Source organism: Alitibacter langaaensis DSM 22999 (assembly GCF_003096995.1).
GTDB classification, from domain to species: domain Bacteria; phylum Pseudomonadota; class Gammaproteobacteria; order Enterobacterales; family Pasteurellaceae; genus Exercitatus; species Exercitatus langaaensis.
The window spans coordinates 1-20,820 of record NZ_QENU01000006.1; the positions used below are offsets into that span (position 1 = coordinate 1).

At 41.2% G+C, this 20,820-nt stretch carries 22 protein-coding genes and 2 pseudogenes; 12 read left to right on the forward strand and 12 right to left on the reverse strand.

The window, feature by feature from the left end:
- From C8D76_RS05300 to rpsL, 4 genes are all read right to left on the reverse strand, one after another.
- The coding region (locus C8D76_RS05300; RefSeq protein ID WP_001967706.1) for a GTP-binding protein at window positions 1–96 on the reverse strand (96 nt) is incomplete at its 3' end.
- Window positions 97–162: 66 nt separating this feature from the next.
- A complete protein-coding gene (gene fusA / locus C8D76_RS05305; RefSeq protein WP_116631753.1) occupies window positions 163–2,265 on the reverse strand; it encodes an elongation factor G in 2,103 nt (700 codons plus the stop codon).
- 99 nt (window positions 2,266–2,364) lie between these two features.
- A complete protein-coding gene (rpsG, locus tag C8D76_RS05310) occupies window positions 2,365–2,835 on the reverse strand; it encodes a 30S ribosomal protein S7 (RefSeq protein WP_116631754.1) in 471 nt (156 codons plus the stop codon).
- A gap of 133 nt (window positions 2,836–2,968) precedes the next feature.
- Window positions 2,969–3,343: a 30S ribosomal protein S12 gene (rpsL, locus tag C8D76_RS05315; RefSeq protein WP_034616415.1), complete on the reverse strand. Its 375-nt coding sequence runs from the start codon at window positions 3,341–3,343 to the stop codon at window positions 2,969–2,971.
- A 351-nt stretch (window positions 3,344–3,694) separates the two neighbouring features.
- Here rpsL and C8D76_RS05320 point away from each other — a divergent pair, with 351 nt between their 5' ends.
- Window positions 3,695–4,369, forward strand: coding sequence for a TfoX/Sxy family DNA transformation protein (locus tag C8D76_RS05320; protein ID WP_116631755.1), 675 nt, complete (start codon window positions 3,695–3,697; stop codon window positions 4,367–4,369).
- A 446-nt stretch (window positions 4,370–4,815) separates the two neighbouring features.
- Window positions 4,816–5,076 (forward strand): IS3 family transposase, encoded by a 261-nt coding sequence (locus C8D76_RS10130; protein ID WP_116631756.1) that lies wholly within the window; start codon window positions 4,816–4,818, stop codon window positions 5,074–5,076.
- On the opposite strand, the gene glpX is transcribed toward C8D76_RS10130, so the two are convergent.
- The gene (gene glpX / locus C8D76_RS05330) at window positions 5,021–6,034 is read right to left on the reverse strand and encodes a class II fructose-bisphosphatase (protein ID WP_116631757.1); all 1,014 of its coding nucleotides are present in this window, start codon (window positions 6,032–6,034) and stop codon (window positions 5,021–5,023) included. The two genes, C8D76_RS10130 and glpX, sit on opposite strands and share 56 nt — an antisense overlap.
- Window positions 6,035–6,199: 165 nt before the next feature.
- On the opposite strand from glpX, the gene zapB reads away from it, so the two are divergent.
- The 7 genes and pseudogenes from zapB (at window position 6,200) to ruvX (ending at window position 10,959) form a co-directional block, all read left to right on the forward strand.
- Window positions 6,200–6,418 (forward strand): cell division protein ZapB, encoded by a 219-nt coding sequence (zapB, locus tag C8D76_RS05335; protein WP_116631758.1) that lies wholly within the window; start codon window positions 6,200–6,202, stop codon window positions 6,416–6,418.
- A 256-nt stretch (window positions 6,419–6,674) separates the two neighbouring features.
- Window positions 6,675–7,133 (forward strand): xanthine phosphoribosyltransferase, encoded by a 459-nt coding sequence (gpt, locus tag C8D76_RS05340; RefSeq protein WP_116631759.1) that lies wholly within the window; start codon window positions 6,675–6,677, stop codon window positions 7,131–7,133.
- 102 nt (window positions 7,134–7,235) lie between these two features.
- Complete coding sequence (gene brnQ, locus C8D76_RS05345; protein WP_116631760.1) at window positions 7,236–8,528, forward strand: branched-chain amino acid transport system II carrier protein; 1,293 nt, start codon at window positions 7,236–7,238, stop codon at window positions 8,526–8,528.
- Between the two features lie 18 nt (window positions 8,529–8,546).
- Window positions 8,547–9,263: a molybdate ABC transporter permease subunit gene (gene modB / locus C8D76_RS05350; RefSeq protein WP_207775006.1), complete on the forward strand. Its 717-nt coding sequence runs from the start codon at window positions 8,547–8,549 to the stop codon at window positions 9,261–9,263.
- Window positions 9,250–9,933, forward strand: a pseudogene (gene modC / locus C8D76_RS05355) (molybdenum ABC transporter ATP-binding protein); the annotation flags it as partial. The gene modB and the pseudogene modC, both read left to right, overlap by 14 nt.
- A 77-nt stretch (window positions 9,934–10,010) precedes the next feature.
- Window positions 10,011–10,537 (forward strand): annotated as a pseudogene (locus C8D76_RS05360) (YqgE/AlgH family protein).
- A complete protein-coding gene (gene ruvX / locus C8D76_RS05365; protein ID WP_116631763.1) occupies window positions 10,537–10,959 on the forward strand; it encodes a Holliday junction resolvase RuvX in 423 nt (140 codons plus the stop codon). Before C8D76_RS05360 ends, ruvX begins: the two are co-directional and overlap by 1 nt.
- 31 nt (window positions 10,960–10,990) lie before the next feature.
- On the opposite strand, the gene ygfZ is transcribed toward ruvX, so the two are convergent.
- Together ygfZ and C8D76_RS05375 are read right to left on the reverse strand one after the other, a co-directional pair.
- Window positions 10,991–11,812, reverse strand: coding sequence for a CAF17-like 4Fe-4S cluster assembly/insertion protein YgfZ (gene ygfZ, locus C8D76_RS05370; protein WP_116631764.1), 822 nt, complete (start codon window positions 11,810–11,812; stop codon window positions 10,991–10,993).
- Between the two features lie 2 nt (window positions 11,813–11,814).
- Window positions 11,815–12,678, reverse strand: coding sequence for a YicC/YloC family endoribonuclease (locus tag C8D76_RS05375; protein ID WP_116631765.1), 864 nt, complete (start codon window positions 12,676–12,678; stop codon window positions 11,815–11,817).
- A 114-nt stretch (window positions 12,679–12,792) separates the two neighbouring features.
- Here C8D76_RS05375 and rph point away from each other — a divergent pair, with 114 nt between their 5' ends.
- Window positions 12,793–13,509, forward strand: a complete 717-nt coding sequence (rph, locus tag C8D76_RS05380; RefSeq protein ID WP_116631766.1) for a ribonuclease PH — start codon at window positions 12,793–12,795, stop codon at window positions 13,507–13,509.
- Between the two features lie 27 nt (window positions 13,510–13,536).
- Entirely contained in the window at window positions 13,537–14,178 is a 642-nt protein-coding gene (gene pyrE / locus C8D76_RS05385; RefSeq protein WP_116631767.1) for an orotate phosphoribosyltransferase, read from the forward strand.
- A 118-nt stretch (window positions 14,179–14,296) separates the two neighbouring features.
- On the opposite strand, the gene dtd is transcribed toward pyrE, so the two are convergent.
- From dtd to C8D76_RS05400, 3 genes are read right to left on the reverse strand one after another with little or no spacing between them, the layout of a single operon-like run.
- Complete coding sequence (dtd, locus tag C8D76_RS05390; protein WP_116631768.1) at window positions 14,297–14,731, reverse strand: D-aminoacyl-tRNA deacylase; 435 nt, start codon at window positions 14,729–14,731, stop codon at window positions 14,297–14,299.
- On the reverse strand, window positions 14,728–15,600 hold the full coding sequence (locus tag C8D76_RS05395; protein WP_116631769.1) for a virulence factor BrkB family protein: 873 nt from the start codon (window positions 15,598–15,600) through the stop codon (window positions 14,728–14,730). Before C8D76_RS05395 ends, dtd begins: the two co-directional genes overlap by 4 nt.
- Window positions 15,597–16,061, reverse strand: coding sequence for a YchJ family protein (locus tag C8D76_RS05400; protein ID WP_116631770.1), 465 nt, complete (start codon window positions 16,059–16,061; stop codon window positions 15,597–15,599). Before C8D76_RS05400 ends, C8D76_RS05395 begins: the two co-directional genes overlap by 4 nt.
- A 72-nt stretch (window positions 16,062–16,133) precedes the next feature.
- Between C8D76_RS05400 and C8D76_RS05405 the strand changes: the two genes are divergently transcribed.
- Window positions 16,134–17,636 (forward strand): helicase HerA-like C-terminal domain-containing protein, encoded by a 1,503-nt coding sequence (locus C8D76_RS05405; protein ID WP_116631771.1) that lies wholly within the window; start codon window positions 16,134–16,136, stop codon window positions 17,634–17,636.
- Between the two features lie 85 nt (window positions 17,637–17,721).
- Here the strand turns inward: C8D76_RS05405 and C8D76_RS05410 are convergent, their stop codons facing one another.
- Both C8D76_RS05410 and C8D76_RS05415 read right to left on the reverse strand, forming a co-directional pair.
- Window positions 17,722–18,885: an oligogalacturonate lyase family protein gene (locus tag C8D76_RS05410; RefSeq protein ID WP_116631772.1), complete on the reverse strand. Its 1,164-nt coding sequence runs from the start codon at window positions 18,883–18,885 to the stop codon at window positions 17,722–17,724.
- Window positions 18,886–18,953: 68 nt separating this feature from the next.
- Window positions 18,954–20,717 (reverse strand): sodium:solute symporter family protein, encoded by a 1,764-nt coding sequence (locus C8D76_RS05415; protein ID WP_243405822.1) that lies wholly within the window; start codon window positions 20,715–20,717, stop codon window positions 18,954–18,956.
- Between the last annotated feature and the right edge of the window lie 103 nt (window positions 20,718–20,820).

The following is a 20,820-nucleotide window of genomic DNA, read 5'->3' on the forward strand; positions in this document are numbered from 1 at the left end:
AATTGCTGCTGTTAAAGTTGTTTTACCGTGGTCAACGTGGCCGATTGTACCCACGTTTACGTGCGGTTTTGTACGTTCAAATTTTTCTTTAGACACTTTTCAGTTTCCTTGTATTGAGCCCCCAAAGTGCGGTGCAAATTGGGGGAGTTTTAGTTAATTAAATTATTTTTTACGTGCTTCGATAACTGCATCAGCAACGTTTTTCGGTGCTTCAGCATATTTCAAAGGTTCCATTGAATATGATGCACGACCTTGAGTTTGTGAACGTAAGTCTGTTGCATAACCGAACATTTCTGCTAATGGAACTTCAGCATTGATTTTAACCACGAATTCGTTAGCTTCTTGGCCGTTCACCATCGCACGACGACGGCTTAAGTCACCAATTACATCACCAACGTATTCAGGTGGAGTTTCCACTTCTACTTTCATGATTGGCTCAAGAAGAACTGGGTTTGCTTTTGCGAACGCTGCTTTAAATGCTAAAGAAGCGGCAAGTTTAAACGCTAATTCAGATGAGTCAACATCATGGTATGAACCGAAGTGTAAACGAACACCAATATCTTCTACCGGATAACCTGCTAATGGACCAGATTTAAGTTGTTCTTGGATTCCTTTATCAACAGCTGGGATAAATTCACCAGGAATTACACCACCTTTGATTTCGTTCACGAATTCGTAACCAGGACCTTCTGGATCTAATGGATACAAGTCGATAACAACGTGACCATATTGACCGCGACCACCAGATTGTTTTGCGTGTTTACCTTCAACATCGTTTACACGAGTACGGATTGTTTCACGGTAAGATACTTGTGGTTTACCGATGTTCGCTTCAACTTTGAATTCACGACGCATACGGTCAACGATAATATCTAAGTGCAATTCACCCATACCTGAGATGATAGTTTCACCTGACTCTTCATCTGTGTGAACACGGAATGAAGGGTCTTCTTGTGCTAAACGACCTAATGCAAGACCCATTTTTTCTTGGTCTGCTTTAGTTTTTGGTTCAACCGCAACTGAGATAACTGGATCTGGGAATTCCATACGCTCAAGAATAATTGGCGCATCTTGTGCACATAATGTGTCACCAGTACCAACATCTTTTAAGCCGATTGCCGCAGCAATATCACCAGCACGAACTTCTTTGATCTCTTCACGTTTATTTGCGTGCATCTGTACGATACGACCAAAACGTTCACGTTTATCTTTTACTGAGTTTAATACGGTTGCACCAGACTCAATAACACCAGAATATACGCGGAAGAAAGTCAAGTTACCAACGAATGGGTCAGTTGCAATTTTAAATGCAAGAGCCGCAAATGGTTCATCATCACTTGCGTGACGTTCACCTTCAGTTTCATCTGGATTGATACCTTTAATTGCAGGAATATCAGTCGGTGCTGGTAAATAGTCAATCACGGCGTCAAGCATTGCTTGAACACCTTTGTTTTTGAATGCTGAACCACAAGTCACCAAGATGATTTCGGTTGCTAAAACACGTTGACGAAGACCAGCTTTGATTTCTTCTTCTGTTAAATCTTCACCGCCTAAGTATTTTTCCATTAATTCTTCTGAAGATTCTGCAGCAGCCTCAATGAGGTTTTGATGCCATTCTGCACATGCATCTTGCATATCAGCAGGAATATCTTCATAAGTGAACGTCATACCTTGATCAGCTTCGTTCCAGTTGATTGCTTTCATTTTTAACAAATCAACAACACCAGTAAAGTTATCTTCTGCACCGATTGGAAGTTGTAAAGGAACGGCATTTGCACCTAAACGTGTTTTAATTTGTTCAACTACGCGCAAGAAGTTTGCACCAGTACGGTCCATTTTGTTCACAAACGCGATACGTGGAACATGATATTTATTCGCTTGACGCCATACTGTTTCTGATTGAGGTTGAACACCACCAACCGCACAGTAAACCATTACCGCACCATCAAGAACACGCATTGAACGTTCAACTTCGATTGTGAAGTCCACGTGTCCTGGAGTATCGATAACGTTGATACGGTGTTGTGGATATTGTTGAGACATACCAGACCAGAATGCAGTTGTCGCCGCAGAGGTGATTGTGATACCACGCTCTTGCTCTTGTTCCATCCAGTCCATTGTTGCTGCACCATCATGTACTTCACCGATCTTGTGACTTACACCAGTGTAGAACAAGATACGCTCAGTAGTTGTAGTTTTACCCGCATCGATATGCGCACTGATACCGATATTACGGTAAAGTGAAATAGGGGTTGTACGAGCCATTATTATTACCTTGTTTTGGTTTAATATTGAAATTCTTTATAAGGGTAAGGCTTCATCGCAAATATTGTGATGAAGCCCTTCAATATATTTATTAATTGATTACCAACGGAAGTGAGCGAATGCTTTATTCGCTTCTGCCATACGGTGGACATCCTCACGTTTTTTCACTGCTGCACCTTTATTATCAGCTGCATCAGATAATTCATTAGCTAAACGTAAAGCCATTGATTTATCACCACGTTTACGTGCTGCTTCAACAATCCAACGCATACCTAATGCGTTACGACGAGTTGGGCGTACTTCAACTGGTACTTGGTATGTAGAACCACCAACACGACGAGATTTAACCTCAACGGTTGGACGTACGTTTTCTAATGCAACTTCAAATGCTTCTAACGCTTCTTTACCAGTACGTTGAGCTAAAGTATCTAATGCATTATAAACGATTGATTCTGCGATAGATTTCTTACCATCAACCATTAAAACGTTGATGAATTTTGCAAGTAATTCTGAACCGAACTTCGGATCTGGAAGAATTTTGCGTGGTTCAATACGACGACGACGTGGCATTGTAAGTTTCTCCGATATATTCAGGATAATCCAAAACTCATTAAAAATTGACCGCACTTGGGTCAAATTGATACTGGAGTTTATGGTTAAATATTAATAATTTAGACGTTTGGCCTTACTTAACGGAGATCCATTAAGCTTTAGGACGTTTAACGCCGTATTTAGAACGAGCTTGTTTACGATCTTTAACGCCAGCACAGTCAAGTGCGCCGCGAACAGTGTGATAACGTACACCTGGTAAATCTTTAACACGACCACCACGGATTAATACAACACTGTGTTCTTGCAAGTTATGTCCTTCGCCACCAATGTATGAAGTTACTTCATAACCATTAGTTAAACGAATACGACATACTTTACGTAATGCTGAGTTCGGTTTTTTAGGAGTTGTAGTGTACACACGGGTACATACGCCACGTTTCTGCGGGCAAGCCTCTAATGCAGGAACGTTGCTTTTTACAACCTTTTTCACACGCGGTTTGCGTACTAATTGGTTGATAGTTGCCATTAATTAAGCTCCAGTTAATAAAATTCTAAAAGAATGATTTGTTCAAAATCTATTCCATAAAGGAAATAGACGTTGAATTTTAATCGCAAAAATAGAAGATGTCAAGTTTTAAGCATCCTTACGACATAAGGATAAAATTTCAGAATTTCCCATTAACTAGGATGAAATTTATACTCTCTTAAAATGACATTTAACACCGCCACAAATAAGAATAACTCTCAAAAACATTCCTGAATCATGCTAATTTTGTGATCTTCATTCCAAAAATTCTCTGCAAAGATTGTCAACCTTATATAAGGTTGGCATAGTGGAGCTAGTATTTTATAAACTAATTCATAGCAAGGAGATTTTATGCAATTTTTAAAAAGCTGCACAGATAAAGTTCGCCAGTTAATGACTAGTATTCTTGATGACAGTGTCATCATCAAGCCTTTATTTATAGGAAGCGGCATTTTCTATGATGGATTTATGTTCGCTATCTATATCAATAACGCATTTCATCTCAAAGCGACAGGAAAACTTGCTGAAAAATTAATAGAAAATGGCGCAATACCTTGGGTTTACGCGATAAGGAAAGAAAGAGACACGGAACCAACCTACTACAGGTTACCAGATATTATTTATAACGATCCAATTTTTTTACAAAAATTCGTACTCTTATCTATTAACCAAATGAAGGCTCAAAAACTTCTTGATGAATTAAAACAACTATCTAGCATTCGAAAATTGCCCAATCTTAGCGTAAAACATGAGCGCGCTTTAGAAAAAATCGGCATTCCTACAGTTCAAAAATTAAAAGCGATTGGTGCGATTCAAGCGTTCATTCTACTTAAGAAATCAGGGCGAGACATCAATATTTCTTGGTTTTGGGCTATGCTAGCCGCCTTAGAAAATAAGCATGTACACGTTCTAACCAAAGAAGAGCGAGAAAATGCATTTCACAAATTAAATCAAGCACTCAAAAAGGCGAATATGCGCGCTATTCGAGATGCTGCATTATATGATAATCGTGCAGATCGACCTTAGGGATAGATATAAATGTTTAAGTGGATAATAGGGTAAAAATATTATCCACTTAATTTCATACAATCTAGCTTGTGCTTAATCTTCAAAGTATGTGATGTTTCTTATTCTTCCGCGCCTTAAAAACTGGACATAATCATTCTATGAAAAGCTGTATCGCTTAGCGATGATGGATTTAGCAAACCGTGAAATTATCGCCTATCAAATCGGGTGGCGACAGAGTTTTGGTTTAGTATCCAAAACGCTCAAAGAAACCTTGTCAAAACGTGCTTCGGAAGCAGTTTCGATGATTCATAGCGACCAAAAGGTTACCTTTCTCAAGTGGCAGTGTGACATGAAATGCTTGTGTATAAAAAGGGCGAATAGAAGGCGGTTCAGAGCATGAGCTGCAAGGGAAATTGCTACGATAATGCCGTGATAAAGAGCGTTTTTAGTATCTTGAAATCGGAATGCTTTATCCAAACCGCTTTGCCAATGTGGCAGAACTGGAGATAGCGCTGCACGGGTATACTCATTATTATAACAAGCTGCGAATTAAGCCCACTTTAAACGACTTAAGCCCTGTGCAATACAGAGCTCAATATTTACCCTCTAGCTATCCTAGGATTTTAGGGAGGCTCAAATTAACCGCACTTTTGTCTATTATGTTTAACGCTATTCACTTAAAAGCTGATAAATTTCTTCATCTTTACGATCTAGATAATGCATAGATTGAATGCGGCGGATTGTACGAGATTTGCCTCGGATTAATAAGGTTTCCGTGGTGGCTAAGTTGCCTTTGCGGTGAATGCCTTTTAGCAAATCGCCATTGGTAATGCCTGTTGCCACAAACACTAAATTATCGTCTTTGGCTAAGTCTTCCAATTTCAAAACTTCATTCACTGCGGCGCCACTTTGTTGGCAACGCTGAATTTCCTGTTCCGCAATGGCAATGTTTTCTGGCGTGTCGCCTTTCACTAGATTACGTGGCAATAAACGGGCTTGCATATCGCCACCTAAAGCTCGTACCGCTGCGGCAGTGACTACGCCTTCGGGAGCGCCGCCAATTCCATAGAGCATATCTACTTCGCCATCAGGTAAACAGCATAAAACAGAGCCTGCTACATCGCCATCGGGAATACAGATAACGCGCGCACCGAGTTGTTGGATTCGTTTAATCACTTCGTCATGACGTGGTTTAGCCAATACCATGACTGTTAATTGTGAGATGGATTTTCCTAAACGTGAAGCGACACGGCGGCAATTTTGTTCAATCTCTAAATTTAAGTCGATCATGCCTTTTAATTCAGGTCCCACGACTAATTTTTCCATATACATATCGGGTGCACGCAAAAAAGTGTCTTTGCCACCCGCGGCTAATACCGAAATTGCATTCGCCTGCCCCATTGCGGTCATACGCGTGCCATCGATGGGATCCACCGCAATCGCAATGGGCTCGCCTTTGCCTGTGCCTAATTTTTCACCAATATAAAGCATTGGCGCATGATCAATTTCCCCCTCGCCGATGACGATTTCTCCGTCCATATCAATTTGGTTCAACATAAAACGCATTGCCTTTACAGCGGCATCATCGGCAGCATTTTTGTCGCCACGCCCTAGCCATGTAAAACCAGCCAATGCAGCCGCTTCAGTAATCCGAGAAAATTCAATTGCTAATGCTCTATTCATATTCTTTTCCTTATTCGATGAAATTTTTCTCATTTTAACACTCAGCTAAACGATTGCGGAAAAATATTTCTGTCATGGCGAAAATTTGTGTTTTAGCCTTTTAAATTAGATCAAATCTAGGGTAGAATGACCGCACTTTTCATATTTTCATTAAAGGAAGTTCATATGTCATTAGAAATTTTAGATCAATTAGAAGGCAAAATTCGCCAAGCTGTTGAAACTATTCAATTACTTCAATTAGAAGTAGAAGAATTAAAAGAAAAAAATACTCAAGTACAACATGCTAACGATGCATTGCGTAACGAAAATGAGCAATTAAAAGTTGAACACAATAACTGGCAAGAACGTTTACGTTCGTTATTAGGTCAAATTGATAACGTTTAATTCCCCAATAAAATAATGAAAGCGACCGTTGTAGTCGCTTTTTTTATGACAGAAAGTAATGGCTAACTATCATTAACGTCTATTTAAGCCGCAATTAATCAGGAAGATTTTGTACTATTAGATATATCACTAAAAATGCAAACGTTTTCCTGCTTAATTCCCCTCCTTCCATTAGAAAAACTGGCAAAATCTCTACCACTTTTCCCTCGGAAAGTGGTATCCTTACGCAATTTTTAAATTCAGCAAAGGAAATATTATGAGCGAAAAATATGTGGTGACTTGGGATATGTTTCAAATGCACGCACGCAAATTAGCAGAGCGTTTATTGCCAGCGTCACAATGGAAAGGCATTATTGCCGTGAGCCGTGGGGGCTTATTCCCAGCAGCAGTATTAGCACGAGAATTAGGTTTGCGCCATGTGGAAACTGTGTGTATTGCAAGTTATGACCATGATCAACAAGGCGAACTACGCGTATTACATGCGGCAGATACAGACGGCGAAGGTTTCATTGTGGTAGATGATTTAGTGGATACAGGCAACACGGCTAAAGAAATTCGCAAAATGTATCCTAAAGCAAAATTTGTTACTGTTTTTGCAAAACCTGCTGGTGCGCCATTAGTTGATGACTATGTGATTGATATTCCACAAAATACTTGGATTGAACAGCCTTGGGATTTAGGCTTAGGTTTTGTGCCACCCATTGCACGCAAATAATAAAAAATAGAAACACGGGCTGAGCTCGTGTTTTTTTAACTTCATTTTCGTTATATAAAAATTTACTATTATTAATATTTAACATTCTCTTTTGACATAAAAATGAATAAGAATACCTTTATTGTTGGTTTTATGCTGTTTGCCATTTTTTTTGGCGCAGGCAATCTCATTTTCCCACCTAAGTTAGGGTTTGAATCTCATTCTGAATATTTTCCAGCTACACTGGGCTTTATTGTGACAGGGGTAGGCTTGCCATTGCTAGGCATTATTGTGAGCTCATTTTATCCCGGTGGATATACAGAAAGTCTGAAAAAAATTCACCCTTGGTTTTCTGTGATTTTCTTGAGTGCGATCTATTTAAGCGTTGGGCCTTTTGTGGCGATTCCACGAACAGCAGCAACCTCTTATGAATTATCCCTTTTGCCATATTTAACGAATCCAAGTGGCGTTTCTTTATATATTTTTAGTGGCATTTATTTTATCGCAGCCCTTTGGCTCGCGTTGAATCCCTCTAAAATGGTGGAACGAGTAGGCTCAATCTTAACTCCTGTCTTATTGTTTGCATTAGCCGCACTCGTTATCAAAAGTGCAATGCTATTAAACCATGAAAGCGCCCCGCTTATTCCCCAAGAACCTGTATTTTTCAAAGGCTTTGTGTCGGGTTATTTAACCATGGATGCCTTGGCTTCGATTGCTTATTCCGTGATCGTAATTTCAGCCATTCAGTCTAAAGGTGTGAGTAAGCAAGAGTTGCCGCGACAAACTCTATTCGCGGGTATCATTGCAGCAAGCGCACTGACCTTAATCTATCTCTCACTTTCTTGGTTAGGCAGCAAAATTCCATTGAGCGCAGAAACCCTCGATATGTTGCAACAGAAAAACTTAGACCTCGGCACTTATATTCTCAATGCCTTATCATTACAGGCGTTTGGTGAGTTGGGGCACATTGTGCTAGGCATTGTTGTAACGCTTGCTTGTTTAACCACCGCAATTGGTTTGATCGTCTCGGTGAGTGAATATTTTTATAGTTTATATCATAAAATTTCCTATAAATTGTATGCACTGTTTTTCACGGTATTGAGCTTTTTGATCGCCAATCAAGGCTTGAATACGGTGTTGAGTAAATCTATTCCTGTCTTGTTGACCTTATACCCTATTGCGATTACCGTTATCTTGCTTATGGGAATTAACTTGTTAGTGAAAGTACCATTAATCGCACAACGCTGCGCGATTTTCTTGGTAGCGATCGTTTCGTTAAGTTCAACGCTGGAATTAGACTTTACACAATTATTACCATTGAAAAATTATTCGATGGAATGGGTGCCAGTTGCTTTGGGTGGTTTGCTTATTGGCTATTTACTTTCACTGGTAAAACGCAGCAACGTTGTAGAATAGCTGCATTAACTAATGCTTATGCTTGAATATCTTTCCTTATCTGACGCCGAACTCAATGCGGTTTACTTAAGTTTAAAAGTCGCATTTTGGTCTATTTTATGTAGTTTGCCCGTGGCAATTGCCACCGCTTGGGTGCTGGCTCGTTGTCAGTTTTGGGGAAAATCTATTCTAAACAGCATCATTCATTTGCCCTTGGTTTTACCCCCCGTGGTGATTGGTTATTTATTACTCACAACAATGGGACGCAATGGCTGGCTTGGAAAACATCTGATGGAATGGTTTGGTTTTAGCTTTGCCTTTAGCTGGCATGGTGCCGCATTAGCTTCTGCGGTGGTCACTTTTCCCTTAGTCGTGCGCTCTATCCGCCTAGCCATTGAAAGTGTGGACATAAAATTAGAGCAAGCGGCTCGCACTTTAGGCGCTTCTGCATTACGCACTTTTTTCACCATCACCTTGCCCCTTTCTAGCGCAGGGATTTTAGCGGGCGTTATTCTCGGTTTCGCACGTTCTTTAGGCGAATTTGGGGCAACCATTACCTTTGTTTCCAACATTCCAGAAGTGACGCGGACAATTCCGCTTGCGATGTATTCTTTCATCGAAACCCCTGGTGCCGAAGGCGCAGCCGCACGTTTATGCGTCATCGCTATTATCATTTCGCTGATTTCCTTACTGGCTTCAGAATGGCTTGCCAAACGCACGCAACAACGCTTAGGACAATATCATGCTCGAAATTAATGTCAAAAAAACGCTCGGCGAAACACAATTGGAAGCAGATTTACAAATTCCAGCGCGCGGTGTAACCGCTATTTTCGGCGTGTCTGGCTCGGGTAAATCCTCTTTGATTAATCTGGTCAGCGGCTTGCTAAATCCCGATTGGGGATATATTCGCTTAAACGGCAAAACCCTTGTGGACACGGATAAAGGCATTTGTTTAGCCCCCAATAAACGCCACATTGGTTATGTCTTTCAAGACGCGCGTCTGTTTCCCCATTATTCCGTAAAAGGCAATTTGTATTACGGCATAAAGGACAAAAGTGCGGTCAATTTTGACGCAATTTTAAAATTATTAGGCATTGAACACCTGCTAAAACGCTATCTTTTCAGCTTATCTGGCGGAGAAAAACAACGAGTCGCCATTGGGCGCGCGTTACTTTCCAGCCCCGATATTCTGCTGATGGATGAACCGCTTTCTGCCTTAGACTTGCCACGCAAACGCGAGCTATTAGCCTATTTAGAAAAATTATCCCAAGAAGTTGAGATCCCAATTTTGTATGTTACCCACAGCGTAGATGAGCTGACCGCGCTGGCAGAACGTGTCATTTTGCTCGATAGTGGCAAAGTGATCGCCTATGATGATGTACAGAACGTGCTGCGTAGCCCATTTTTTTCTAAGTGGAAGCCACAATAAATTTGCGCTAAACTGACCGCACTTTTCTTCAATTAACACAACTTATGAATTTACAAAATCAGTTGCTCATCGCAATGCCAAATTTGAACGATGACTATTTTTTCCGCACCGTGATTTACATTTGCGAGCATAACGACAAAGGCTCAATGGGCTTGGTAATTAACCAGCCCACAGATTTAACCCTTACCGAACTGGTGGCAAAACTCCATTTTATGATGATTTCTGACCGCACTTTTCCAAACGAATATGTGCTGGCAGGCGGCCCTGTGAGTATAGCGCGCGGTTTTATTTTGCATCGCCCAACAGCACAAACTTTTCAACAGAGTTACAAAATTAGCGATCAGCTACAATTAACCACCTCTGCGGATATTATTGAAACCTTTGGCACGGCGCAAGCACCAGAAAAATATCTAGTGGCATTGGCTGTGCAAGCTGGAACCCTAATCAATTGGAACAGGAAATTGCAGACAATGCTTGGCTGGTGATGCCGGCGAATGAACAGCTGATTTTTGATGTGCCTTATCCAGAACGTTGGCTAGCGGCACAAAAATCGTTAGGGTTTGATAGTTACAATTTAGCCGACCAAGCGGGGTATTGTTAATGGGAATGACGGTTATCGCTTTTGATTTTGGCACAAAAAGCATTGGCTGCGCTGTTGGGCAGAGCATTACAGGCACGGCGCAAGCGCTCCCTGCCTTTAAGGCGCAAGATGGCATTCCCCAATGGGAGGCGATTGAAAAATGTCTGAATGAATGGAAACCTGATGTGGTGGTGGTGGGGCTGCCGTTCAATATGGACGGCACAGAGCAAGATCTCACTCACCGCGCGCGCAAATTTGGCAATCGTTTAAACGCGCGTTTTGGCGTGAAAATTGAATGGCAAGATGAACGCCTCACCACCACCGAAGCCCGTTCAGAAATTTTCGGGCGCGGTGGTTTTCGCGCGTTAAAAAAAGGCAAAGTGGACGGTATTTCCGCCTGCCTTATTTTAGAAAGTTGGTTTGAAAATTATACGGGTGCATAAAAAAATCGGTGAATTATCACCGATTTTTTGATTAATCTAAGCTGTAAGGTAAACTTTGCAATTCAAGTGCAACGTGGTTTTCTGGCAAACGGAAGGTTGGGTTATCTTCCATTTTATTTAGCACCACCTGCAGCCACAAAACATCATCAATATTGACCGCACTTAGCACCGTCCCTGTCTTGCGCCAACCGCTTTCCAATTGCATTTCAATTTCAGAACCGAGCTCAGGCGTGATGTTCGTTGCAGCTTTAAAGGCATACATTGCCCGTTTATTCGCGCCACGATATTTTGCGCGCGCCACGGTTTCTTGCCCGATATAACAACCTTTTTGGAAAGAAATCGCCTGTTCAATGGCTTGTAAATTTAAGGCTTGTGGAATAAATTCGTTTTGTGCTTTATCGCTCAAAATCGGATAACCTTGCTGAATATCCGCCAAATCCCACGCGGAAAAATCTGCGTTAAAATCGACCGCACTTTTGGGATTAATCACAATCGCGCGGTTACCAAATTTTATCTGTTCCGCCAAATCGGTTTCGCCGATGACGCCGACAATTTCCGCATCATCTAATGGATTAAAACTGATTTTAGAAAAAACCGCGTATTTTTTCAGCTGATCAAGGGCGGTGGGTAGCAACGATGTTCTGACCAACATATAAAATTGCTCGGCTTCCACGCGAATTAAGCGAAAAATTGAACTCATTTTACCTTTCGGATCGCAATGTGCCGTCAAGGTAGAACTGCCGATTTCCAGATTGGTAACATCTGCGGTGACCTGCCCTTGCAAATATTTTTCTGCATCAATCCCCGTGATCTCAATCAGAGAATATTGTGATAACGCAATAAATTGTGTCATGGTTACTCCAAGTTTTGAATTTGTTCGCGCATTTGCTCGATTAATACTTTCAATTCCACCGCAGAAGCCGTGATCTCTGCATTGATCGACTTAGACGCCAACGTGTTGGATTCGCGATTCAATTCTTGCATCATAAAGTCCAGTTTGCGCCCAACTGCACCACCTTTTTTCAAGATCGAAGCGGTTTCTTTCACGTGCATTTGCAAACGATCAAGCTCTTCTGCCACATCCACCCGTTGCGCTAACAAAATCATCTCTTGTTCTAAACGGGTTGGATCTGGCTGAATTTGCACTTCTTCAAAACGTTGCAATAAACGCTCACGCTGCCATTGTAAAATCTCTGGCATTTGCGACCGCACTTTATCGGCTTCGACACTAATCGCATCTAAACGCTGCTGAATAATCGCCTGTAATTTTTCCCCTTCACGACCGCGCATCGCAATAAAGTCTTTCAACAACGCATCAAACGCCGCCAATAAATCTTGGCTGATGACATCCATATCTTGCTCTGGGGTTTCCACCACGCCAGGATAACGCAACACGTCAGTAAGATTAATTTCGCCTTCGCCCGCTTGTGCTTTAAGCCATTTTAAGGATTGAATCACTTGGCTCGCCAATTCTTGATTAAGGTTTAATTCTGAGCTGACGACTTTTTTGCTATCAATACGCAGGCTACATTCAATTTTGCCGCGTGTGAGATTTTGGCGTAATTTTTCTCGTAGGGTATTTTCTAAACCACGGAATTGTTCGGGCAGACGAAAGAAATTTTCCAAATAGCGTTGGTTAACAGAACGAATTTCCCACACGGCATCGCCCCAATCTTTCTTAATCTCATGGCGTGCAAAAGCGGTCATACTGTAAATCATATTGTTCTCCTAAATTTGCATATCAATTTACGGGCTGTATTGTACTGGTAAATTTCACGGATGTCATTTTGCGTGCTAAAATGACCGCACTTTTATGGCAAATAAGGAATAACTATGCGTCCAAATAACAGAGCAAACAACGAACCTCGTGCAATTAAAATTACCCGCAACTACACAAAACACGCGGAAGGTTCGGTGTTAGTAGAATTCGGTGACACCAAAGTGCTTTGTACCGCAAGTGTGGATGAAAGCGTGCCGCGCTTTTTGAAAGGTCAAGGGCAGGGCTGGGTTACCGCAGAATATGGTATGTTGCCACGCTCAACCCATAGCCGCATGCAGCGTGAAGCCGCCAAAGGAAAACAAGGCGGGCGCACGATGGAAATTCAGCGTTTAATCGCGCGCTCATTACGCGCGATGGTAGATTTGGAAGCCTTGGGCGAACGTTCAATCACCTTAGACTGCGATGTGATTCAAGCCGATGGCGGCACGCGCACCGCGTCAATCACAGGCGCTTGTGTAGCATTAACCGATGCGATTCATACATTAGTGGAAAATGGCACCTTAAAAACCAATCCAATCAAAGGCTTAGTCGCAGCAATTTCCGTGGGGATCGTGGACGGCACGCCTGTTTGTGATTTGGAATATATCGAAGACAGCGCAGCAGAAACGGATATGAATGTAGTGATGTTGGAAGATGGGCGAATGATTGAAGTGCAAGGCACCGCAGAAGGCGAACCATTCAGCCACGAAGAATTATTAACGCTGTTAGACTTAGCCAAACAAGGCTGTGAACACATTTTCGTTGCTCAGCGTGAAGCGTTAAATTGTTAAAAGTGCGGTCAAGAATTGGAGAATTTTATGGAAAATTATAAATCAGAATTCATTAAATTTGCCTTAAGCCGCAATGTGTTACGCTTCGGCGAGTTTACCTTAAAATCAGGCCGTAAAAGCCCATATTTTTTTAATGCGGGATTGTTTAATACGGGCGCAGATTTGGCCCGTTTAGGCGAGTTTTACGCTGCGGCGATTCAATTCAGTGGCATTGATTATGATGTGATTTTTGGCCCTGCCTATAAAGGCATTCCTATTGGAACCACCGTTTCTGTGGCGTTGTTTAACCAATTCGGTTTAGACAAACCTGTGTGCTTTAATCGTAAAGAAGCCAAAGATCACGGCGAAGGCGGCAATTTAATCGGCTCACCGTTGCAAGGCAAAGTGCTGTTGGTCGATGATGTGATTACTGCTGGCACAGCAATTCGTGAAGCAATGGATATTATCGCGGCAAACGGCGCCAATCTAAGTGCGGTGTTAATTGCACTTAATCGCAAAGAGCGCGGCAAGGGCGAATTATCAGCCATTCAAGAAGTCGAGCGCGATTATCAATGCACCGTGCTGTCTATCGTGGATTTAGACGACTTAATGCAATTTATTGAAAACGACAGTCAATACAGCCAATATTTACCTGCAATGAAAGCCTATCGTGCTGAATTTGGCGTGTAACGCGATCGAAATGATAGAACGATAGAATGATAGAATGATGGTATAAAGGGCGGATGCAATTCGCCCTTTTATTTTTCACGAAAATTGCCTTTCAGTAACCTATTTTTCTCAAAGCCTTTTATATATTTAACCAAAACGTGACTGGTCCATCATTGACTAATGAAATCTGCATATCTGCGGCAAATTGCCCAGTAGAAACCTTGATTTTTTGACCGCACTTTTGTGTGAAATATTGGTAAAGTTCATTCGCCAAATCGGGGGAAGCGCCTTTTGAGAAACTTGGGCGCAACCCTTTTTGTGTGTCTGCGGCTAAAGTGAATTGAGAGACAATTAATAATTCGCCTCCCGCCTGTTGAACGTTTAAATTCATTTTGTCATTTTCATCGTTAAACACTCGATAATTCAACACTTTTTCAGCAAGTTTGTCGGCTTTTTCTTGATTGTCTTTTTTTTCCACGCCGAGCAACACCAATAATCCTTTGCCAATTTTGCCTACGGTTTCGTCCTGCACATCCACCCGTGCTTGGGTAACACGCTGAATTAATGCGATCATTGTTTTCGTTCCTTAATTGTTTGTAAATCTAATTTTCCTTGTTTGAGCCAATATATATCATCCAACACCGCTGCCAATTGCGCGCCAAGCAGGATAAATAGCCAGCTGAGTTGCAGCCATAATAGCATTAAGGGCAGGGTTGCCATCGCACCGTAAATCACTTGATAGGACGGAAAGGTGACGATATACCAAGCGAATGCCTTTTTGCCAAGGGTGAAGAAAATCGCCGCGACCAACGCCCCCCAAGCGGCGTGTTTAATATTCACTTTTTTATTCGGCACCACGGCATAAATAAAGGTGAAGCCCAACCAAGTGAGCAAAAAAGGAACGAAACTGAGCAAGGTTACCCCAAAGGGCAACGCTAACTCGCTGTTAAACATGGTGATGCTCGAAACATAGCGGCTCACCGCAAAGCTCGCGCCCATTAAAATAGGGCCTAGCGTGAGAATCGCCCAATAAATCGTAAAGGAGAAAATCGCGCCGCGTGGCTGCGCATTCCAAATCGCATTAAGGGTGCTATTAATGGTGTGAATCAGCAATAATGCCACCGCAATCAAGCTCACGATCCCAATGGCACTCATTTGTTTAGAATTATTGACAAATTCATCAATGTATTGCCCCACGATATCACTGGCGGCAGGCGCAAAGTTGGTGAAGATAAATTCTTTTGCGGCGCCAGCCATTTCGTTAAAGATAGGGAATGCAGTGAAAATCGAGAAGATCACCATCACCAATGGCACAATAGCAAGCATCGTGCTGTACGTTAGTGCACCTGCCGCCTGCGTTAGCTTGTTTTGATTAAACCGCCACCAGAAAATTTGGCTAAAGCGTCTAAGTGCGGTGGAAATTGACAGAGTTTTTTCGCTCATAGAAAAGCTCCACAACAATGTTTAAATTTTTTGCCCGAGCCGCATAGGCAAGGCTGTTTTTGAGAAGGTAAATCGACCGTTGGATCCACAAAATACCAACGTTCATTTAATTTCACAAATAAGGAATGTTCGTGATGCGCTTGCTCGCCTTGTTCGTTAGTAAAAAATGCCTTAAATTCCACCGCACTATGGATTTTTGAGATTTTTGCTAAATGGCGCACAATGGTTAATCCTGTCCAATGAGTCGTTTCCGCCCAATCTAATAACAAAGCTTTGTCCAGCTGCGCCTGCTGGCTTGGCACCGTGGTGGCGATGATGTAATCAATATTTTTCATTGTGTAGGCACAATAGCGTGATCGCATTAGCTGTTCAGCGGTTTGCGGCAAGGCGGTCTGCTGATGAAACGGCTGGCAACAATCAACATAATTTAAGCCCGACTGACAAGGGCAAAGTGCGGTCATAATTTCTCCTTTTTTCTCGTGGTAGGATAGCATAAAATATGGCAAAAATGACCGCACTTAAAAGGATAGTTTATGAGCATTTATGAAATTGCACGCAACGCCAATGGCGATGTATTCGGTATTCACAGCAAAATGGCAAACCGCCATGGTTTAATCGCAGGGGCAACGGGGACGGGGAAAACCGTGACCTTACGGAAATTAGCCGAAGCGTTTAGCGATGACGGCGTGCCTGTTTTCTTGGTTGATGTAAAAGGGGATTTATCAGGGCTTTGCCAAAAAGGGGCGTTACAAGGCAAAATTGCTGAACGTGTCGAACAATTTAATTTAGGCGGCGAGAGTTATCTAGCGGGCTATCCTGTGTCATTTTGGGATGTGTTTGGTACAACAGGCATTCCGTTGCGCACCACCATTTCTGAAATGGGGCCGATGCTGCTTTCTCGCTTATTAAATTTGAATGATACGCAAGAGGGGTTGTTAAATATTTTATTCCGTGTTGCCGATGATAAAGGTTTACTACTCATAGATCTCAAGGATTTACGCGCGATGTTGAAATATCTTGCCGACAATGCCAAAGCATTTCAACTGCAATACGGCAACATTTCTGCAGCCAGTGTGGGCGCCATTCAGCGTGCATTGCTTACCCTTGAAAATGAAGGCGCGGATCAATTATTCGGCGAACCTGCGTTGAATTTAGAAGATTGGTTACAAACGCGCGATGGTCGTGGCGTGATCAATGTGCTCAATTCGGAAAAACTGGTTAACTCGCCGAAAATGTACAGTGCATTTCTGTTATGGTTAATGGCGGAATTATTTGAACGCTTGCCAGAAGTCGGCGATCCTGACAAACCAAAATTTGTTATGTTTTTTGATGAAGCACATTTATTGTTCGATGGCGCGCCGTCAGTGTTGGTGGAAAAAGTTGAACAAGTGGTACGCTTAATTCGTTCCAAAGGCGTTGGAATTTATTTTGTTACGCAAAACCCATTAGACTTGCCTGAAACGGTGCTTGGTCAGTTAGGAAACCGTGTACAACATGCGTTGCGTGCATTTACACCACGCGATCAAAAAGCGGTGAAAACCGCGGCAGAAACATTCAGAAGCAATGCTGACGTGAATGTTGTTGAAGCCATTACAACATTAGGCGTGGGCGAAGCGTTAGTCTCATTCCTTGATGAAAAAGGCATGCCAACGCCTGTGGAAATTGCGATGATTTATCCGCCGAAAAGCCAGCTTACGCCACTCACAGAAGAACAACGTCAAGCTTGGGCGCAAGATGATGAATTGTTCTCTCATTACAATGCTTATGTGGATAATGTTTCTGCCTTTGAAATGCTACAAGAACAAGCCAATCTCGATGCAGTGGCTGAACAGCAGGCAAAACAAGCCCAAGAGGAACAAGAAAATGGGCTCATTGGTAGTCTAAGCCGTATGATTTTTGGTAGCAAAAACCGTGGAGAGAAATTATCGCCAACCGAGGAAATTGTAAGTGGTGTGGTAAAATCCGTTGGACGTAGCATGCGCAGCCAAATCACCCGACAAATTATGCGTGGCATTCTAGGCGCACTGAAGAAGTAAATGAAATCAGCATAGTAGGCAGGATTAAATCTTGCCTACTATGTTTTAGAGCTGTGAGCTGATTTGCTGAACTTATCTTTTTTGGTTAGTCTTTTACGACACTAATATCTGCGAGATAAATCGCTGGTTTTCCTTCAAAATCACTACCAAATAACACCGCAGAATCATCTGGCGTAAATGATGGATGAGGATGTGTAATTTGGCGATCTCCATCTAACACCTTCCAAGATGAACTATGTTTAGCTAATTTAATGATCTTTTGTTTTTCAATGTTGAATAAATATAAAAACGGATCGTTTTCAATATTGTAGCTATGGCTATCTGCAACATCTACTGGCGAATCACAACCATCACCTATCAATAAATTGCCATTAAAATTACTCATTAAATGTGAGCAAGGTGGCATTGTAATTAAACGAGTATTTTCCAATGTATTTGGATCGACACTGTAAATCACACGTTCTGTTTGCCCTTTAAAATAAGAAACATAAACCATTTTAGAACCATCAGGTACCCAAAATTCATGTGTGCAAGATTCACCTACTTGGTGTTCTTTAGCCTTGCGAATATTCGTTCCATATTCATTAATAAACCACATACGAGCATCGACTAAATCATGAGGACCTTCATGGCAGAAACCAATTACAGAATCATCAAACGGACGATAAGTTGGATGGCCTAACCAAGTGTTGTCTTGGTGTACGACCTCTAATTCACCTGTTAAAATATTGACTTTAATTAAACGACAAGTTGGATTAGTGTGATAAAACGCCTTAAATTTATCCCAATCCGTTAAGGGTTGCCAACAAGATTTTAAGATTTCAATACCAACTAATTTGGTACAATCAGAATTAGCTACCCATGTACCATAACCTTTCCAATTTTCATCTACCGTATAAATAATTTTTTCTTCTAATGTTTCAAGGTTTACTTGCCGCAATGTTAATTCATTTTTCACATAGAAAAACGACTTATCATCATGAGAAATAAATCCACCAAAAGTATTATCGCCCTTTCCTTCTGTTAATTGGGTGGCAATTTGTGTTTGCATATCCAGTAAATAGTAGTTTCGATTTCCATCAAAATCACCTGCAAACAATAACTTAGAACCATCTTTAGTAAAACATTTCTGATAAAAATAGTTACGATGACAGGTTATCTCTTTGGGTGTTAAACGTGTCACTTTAACTTGAGTATCTGAATCAATAAAAGATTCAAATGTAAATTGAATTTGCTTTCCTTTAGCCATAACTATAACCTCTACTTTTACGTACAAAGCAATAAATGGAGCTTTCCCCATTTATTGCTAAGTTAACATTATTTTACTTCTGCGCTACGTTTCAAGCCATATCCTACAGCAAAGATCGCTAATGAACAGCATGCAAATAATACTCTTCCCCATAATGGATTTGGAATTAATATCATCAGGAATAAACCACCAGACATGACTGTAACCAATGTACCTAATTTTTTACGTTGCAAGCGATCAATCTCATCTTGACCTTCCTCAGCAACACATTCTGTATCTACATCATTAAAGAATTCAATACGTCTTTCTTTATTGCCATCTTTTTCTTCATTATAGAAAAGTGTGGTTAAGCAGAAGAAACCTGCTGTAAAGATTAAATGTGCAGCGATGGTAATAATCACTTTTAATTCTGAAAGTTCACGTTTGGTTAAATCATCCACGCCAAACCAACTTGCAACATATTCTGGCGTAAATACTTTTACTACAGACCACGAAACAAACATACCAAATAATACCGTTGCCCAAGGCGCCCATTTAGGCGTTTTACGGATAATAATTGCTAAGAATAGTGGTACTAAAATTGGCGATTGCAATAATGTTGCGACTTGCATCATTAAATCAAATAAACTTAGATGTTTTAATGAGTTAAAGAATTGTGCCATTAAAATGACAAGGAAACCATTGACAACGCAAACGATCTGACCAACACGCAATAATTCCTTATCATCAGCTTTGTTTTTACGCATAATAGGTGCATAGAAACTACGCACAAATACCCCAGAATTGCGATTTAATGCTGAATCCATAGAAGACATTGTTGCGGCAAATAAGCCCGCCATTAATAGTCCAATAGTACCTAATGGCATCACATTTCTAGCAAAAACTAAATATACTGCATCAGATGCTTTTTTGCCTAATTGTGGATAAAGCGTCGCTGCTTCAGGATAGATAATTGCTGTTACCCAAGGAGGAATAAACCAAATAATTGTACCTATCAGCATTAATACTAAAGCAAAGATTGCTGCTTTACTTGCATTTTTAGAATCTTTCGCATTTAAAAAGCGATAAGAATCTTGCATGTTATTAATACTTTGTAATTGTTTTACTATAAAGAATAGGAATGTACAGACTAAGATCAATGGATAATTCATATCAGGGCCTGATACAAATCCACCAGGGAAGCGAGAAATAATTTCACCAGGTCCACCAATGACAACTAAACCCACAACAGCACAAGCCACAGAAATGACGGCTACAACTAACATCTGTACAAAATCTGATGCTACAACCCCCCAAGCGCCACTTAATAATGAAATTAATAATACGGCAATACCAGTAACATAGATTGTCATAGTGATATCCGCCTCAAACACAGCTGAGGCAAAGACAGATAAACCATTTAGCCAAACACCTGCATTAATCACACTAAGTGGGATAATAATCCAAGTAAAAAATTGTTCATTAGCTCTACCAAATCGACGACCCACTGCTTCAGTTGGCGTATCTACTCGCATTTGTCTAAAGCGTTTTGCAAAATACCAGTAAGCTGCAAGATATGCCACCATGTTACCAACAAATACAGCAATAACAGATAAGCCATCCGTAAATGCTTTACCCGCGGCCCCTGTGAAAGTCCAAGCCGAGAATTGTGTCATAAATGCAGTACCGCCAACCATCCACCAAAGCATTTTACCGCCACCGCGGAAGTAGTCACTGGTACTATTACTTGCCATTTTTTTAAACAATAGACTGATCGCTACAATTACGCAAAAATAGCCAGCCATAACTAAATAATCAACATTCATAGTTTTTTCTCCAACAAGTTTTGCCATTGAAGTGCAATCTACCACATTGGAACACAAAAAAATGTGATCAATGTCAACTATTTGAAACATCGTTTTATTTTTATAAACTTATTGTTTTGTATTTACATCA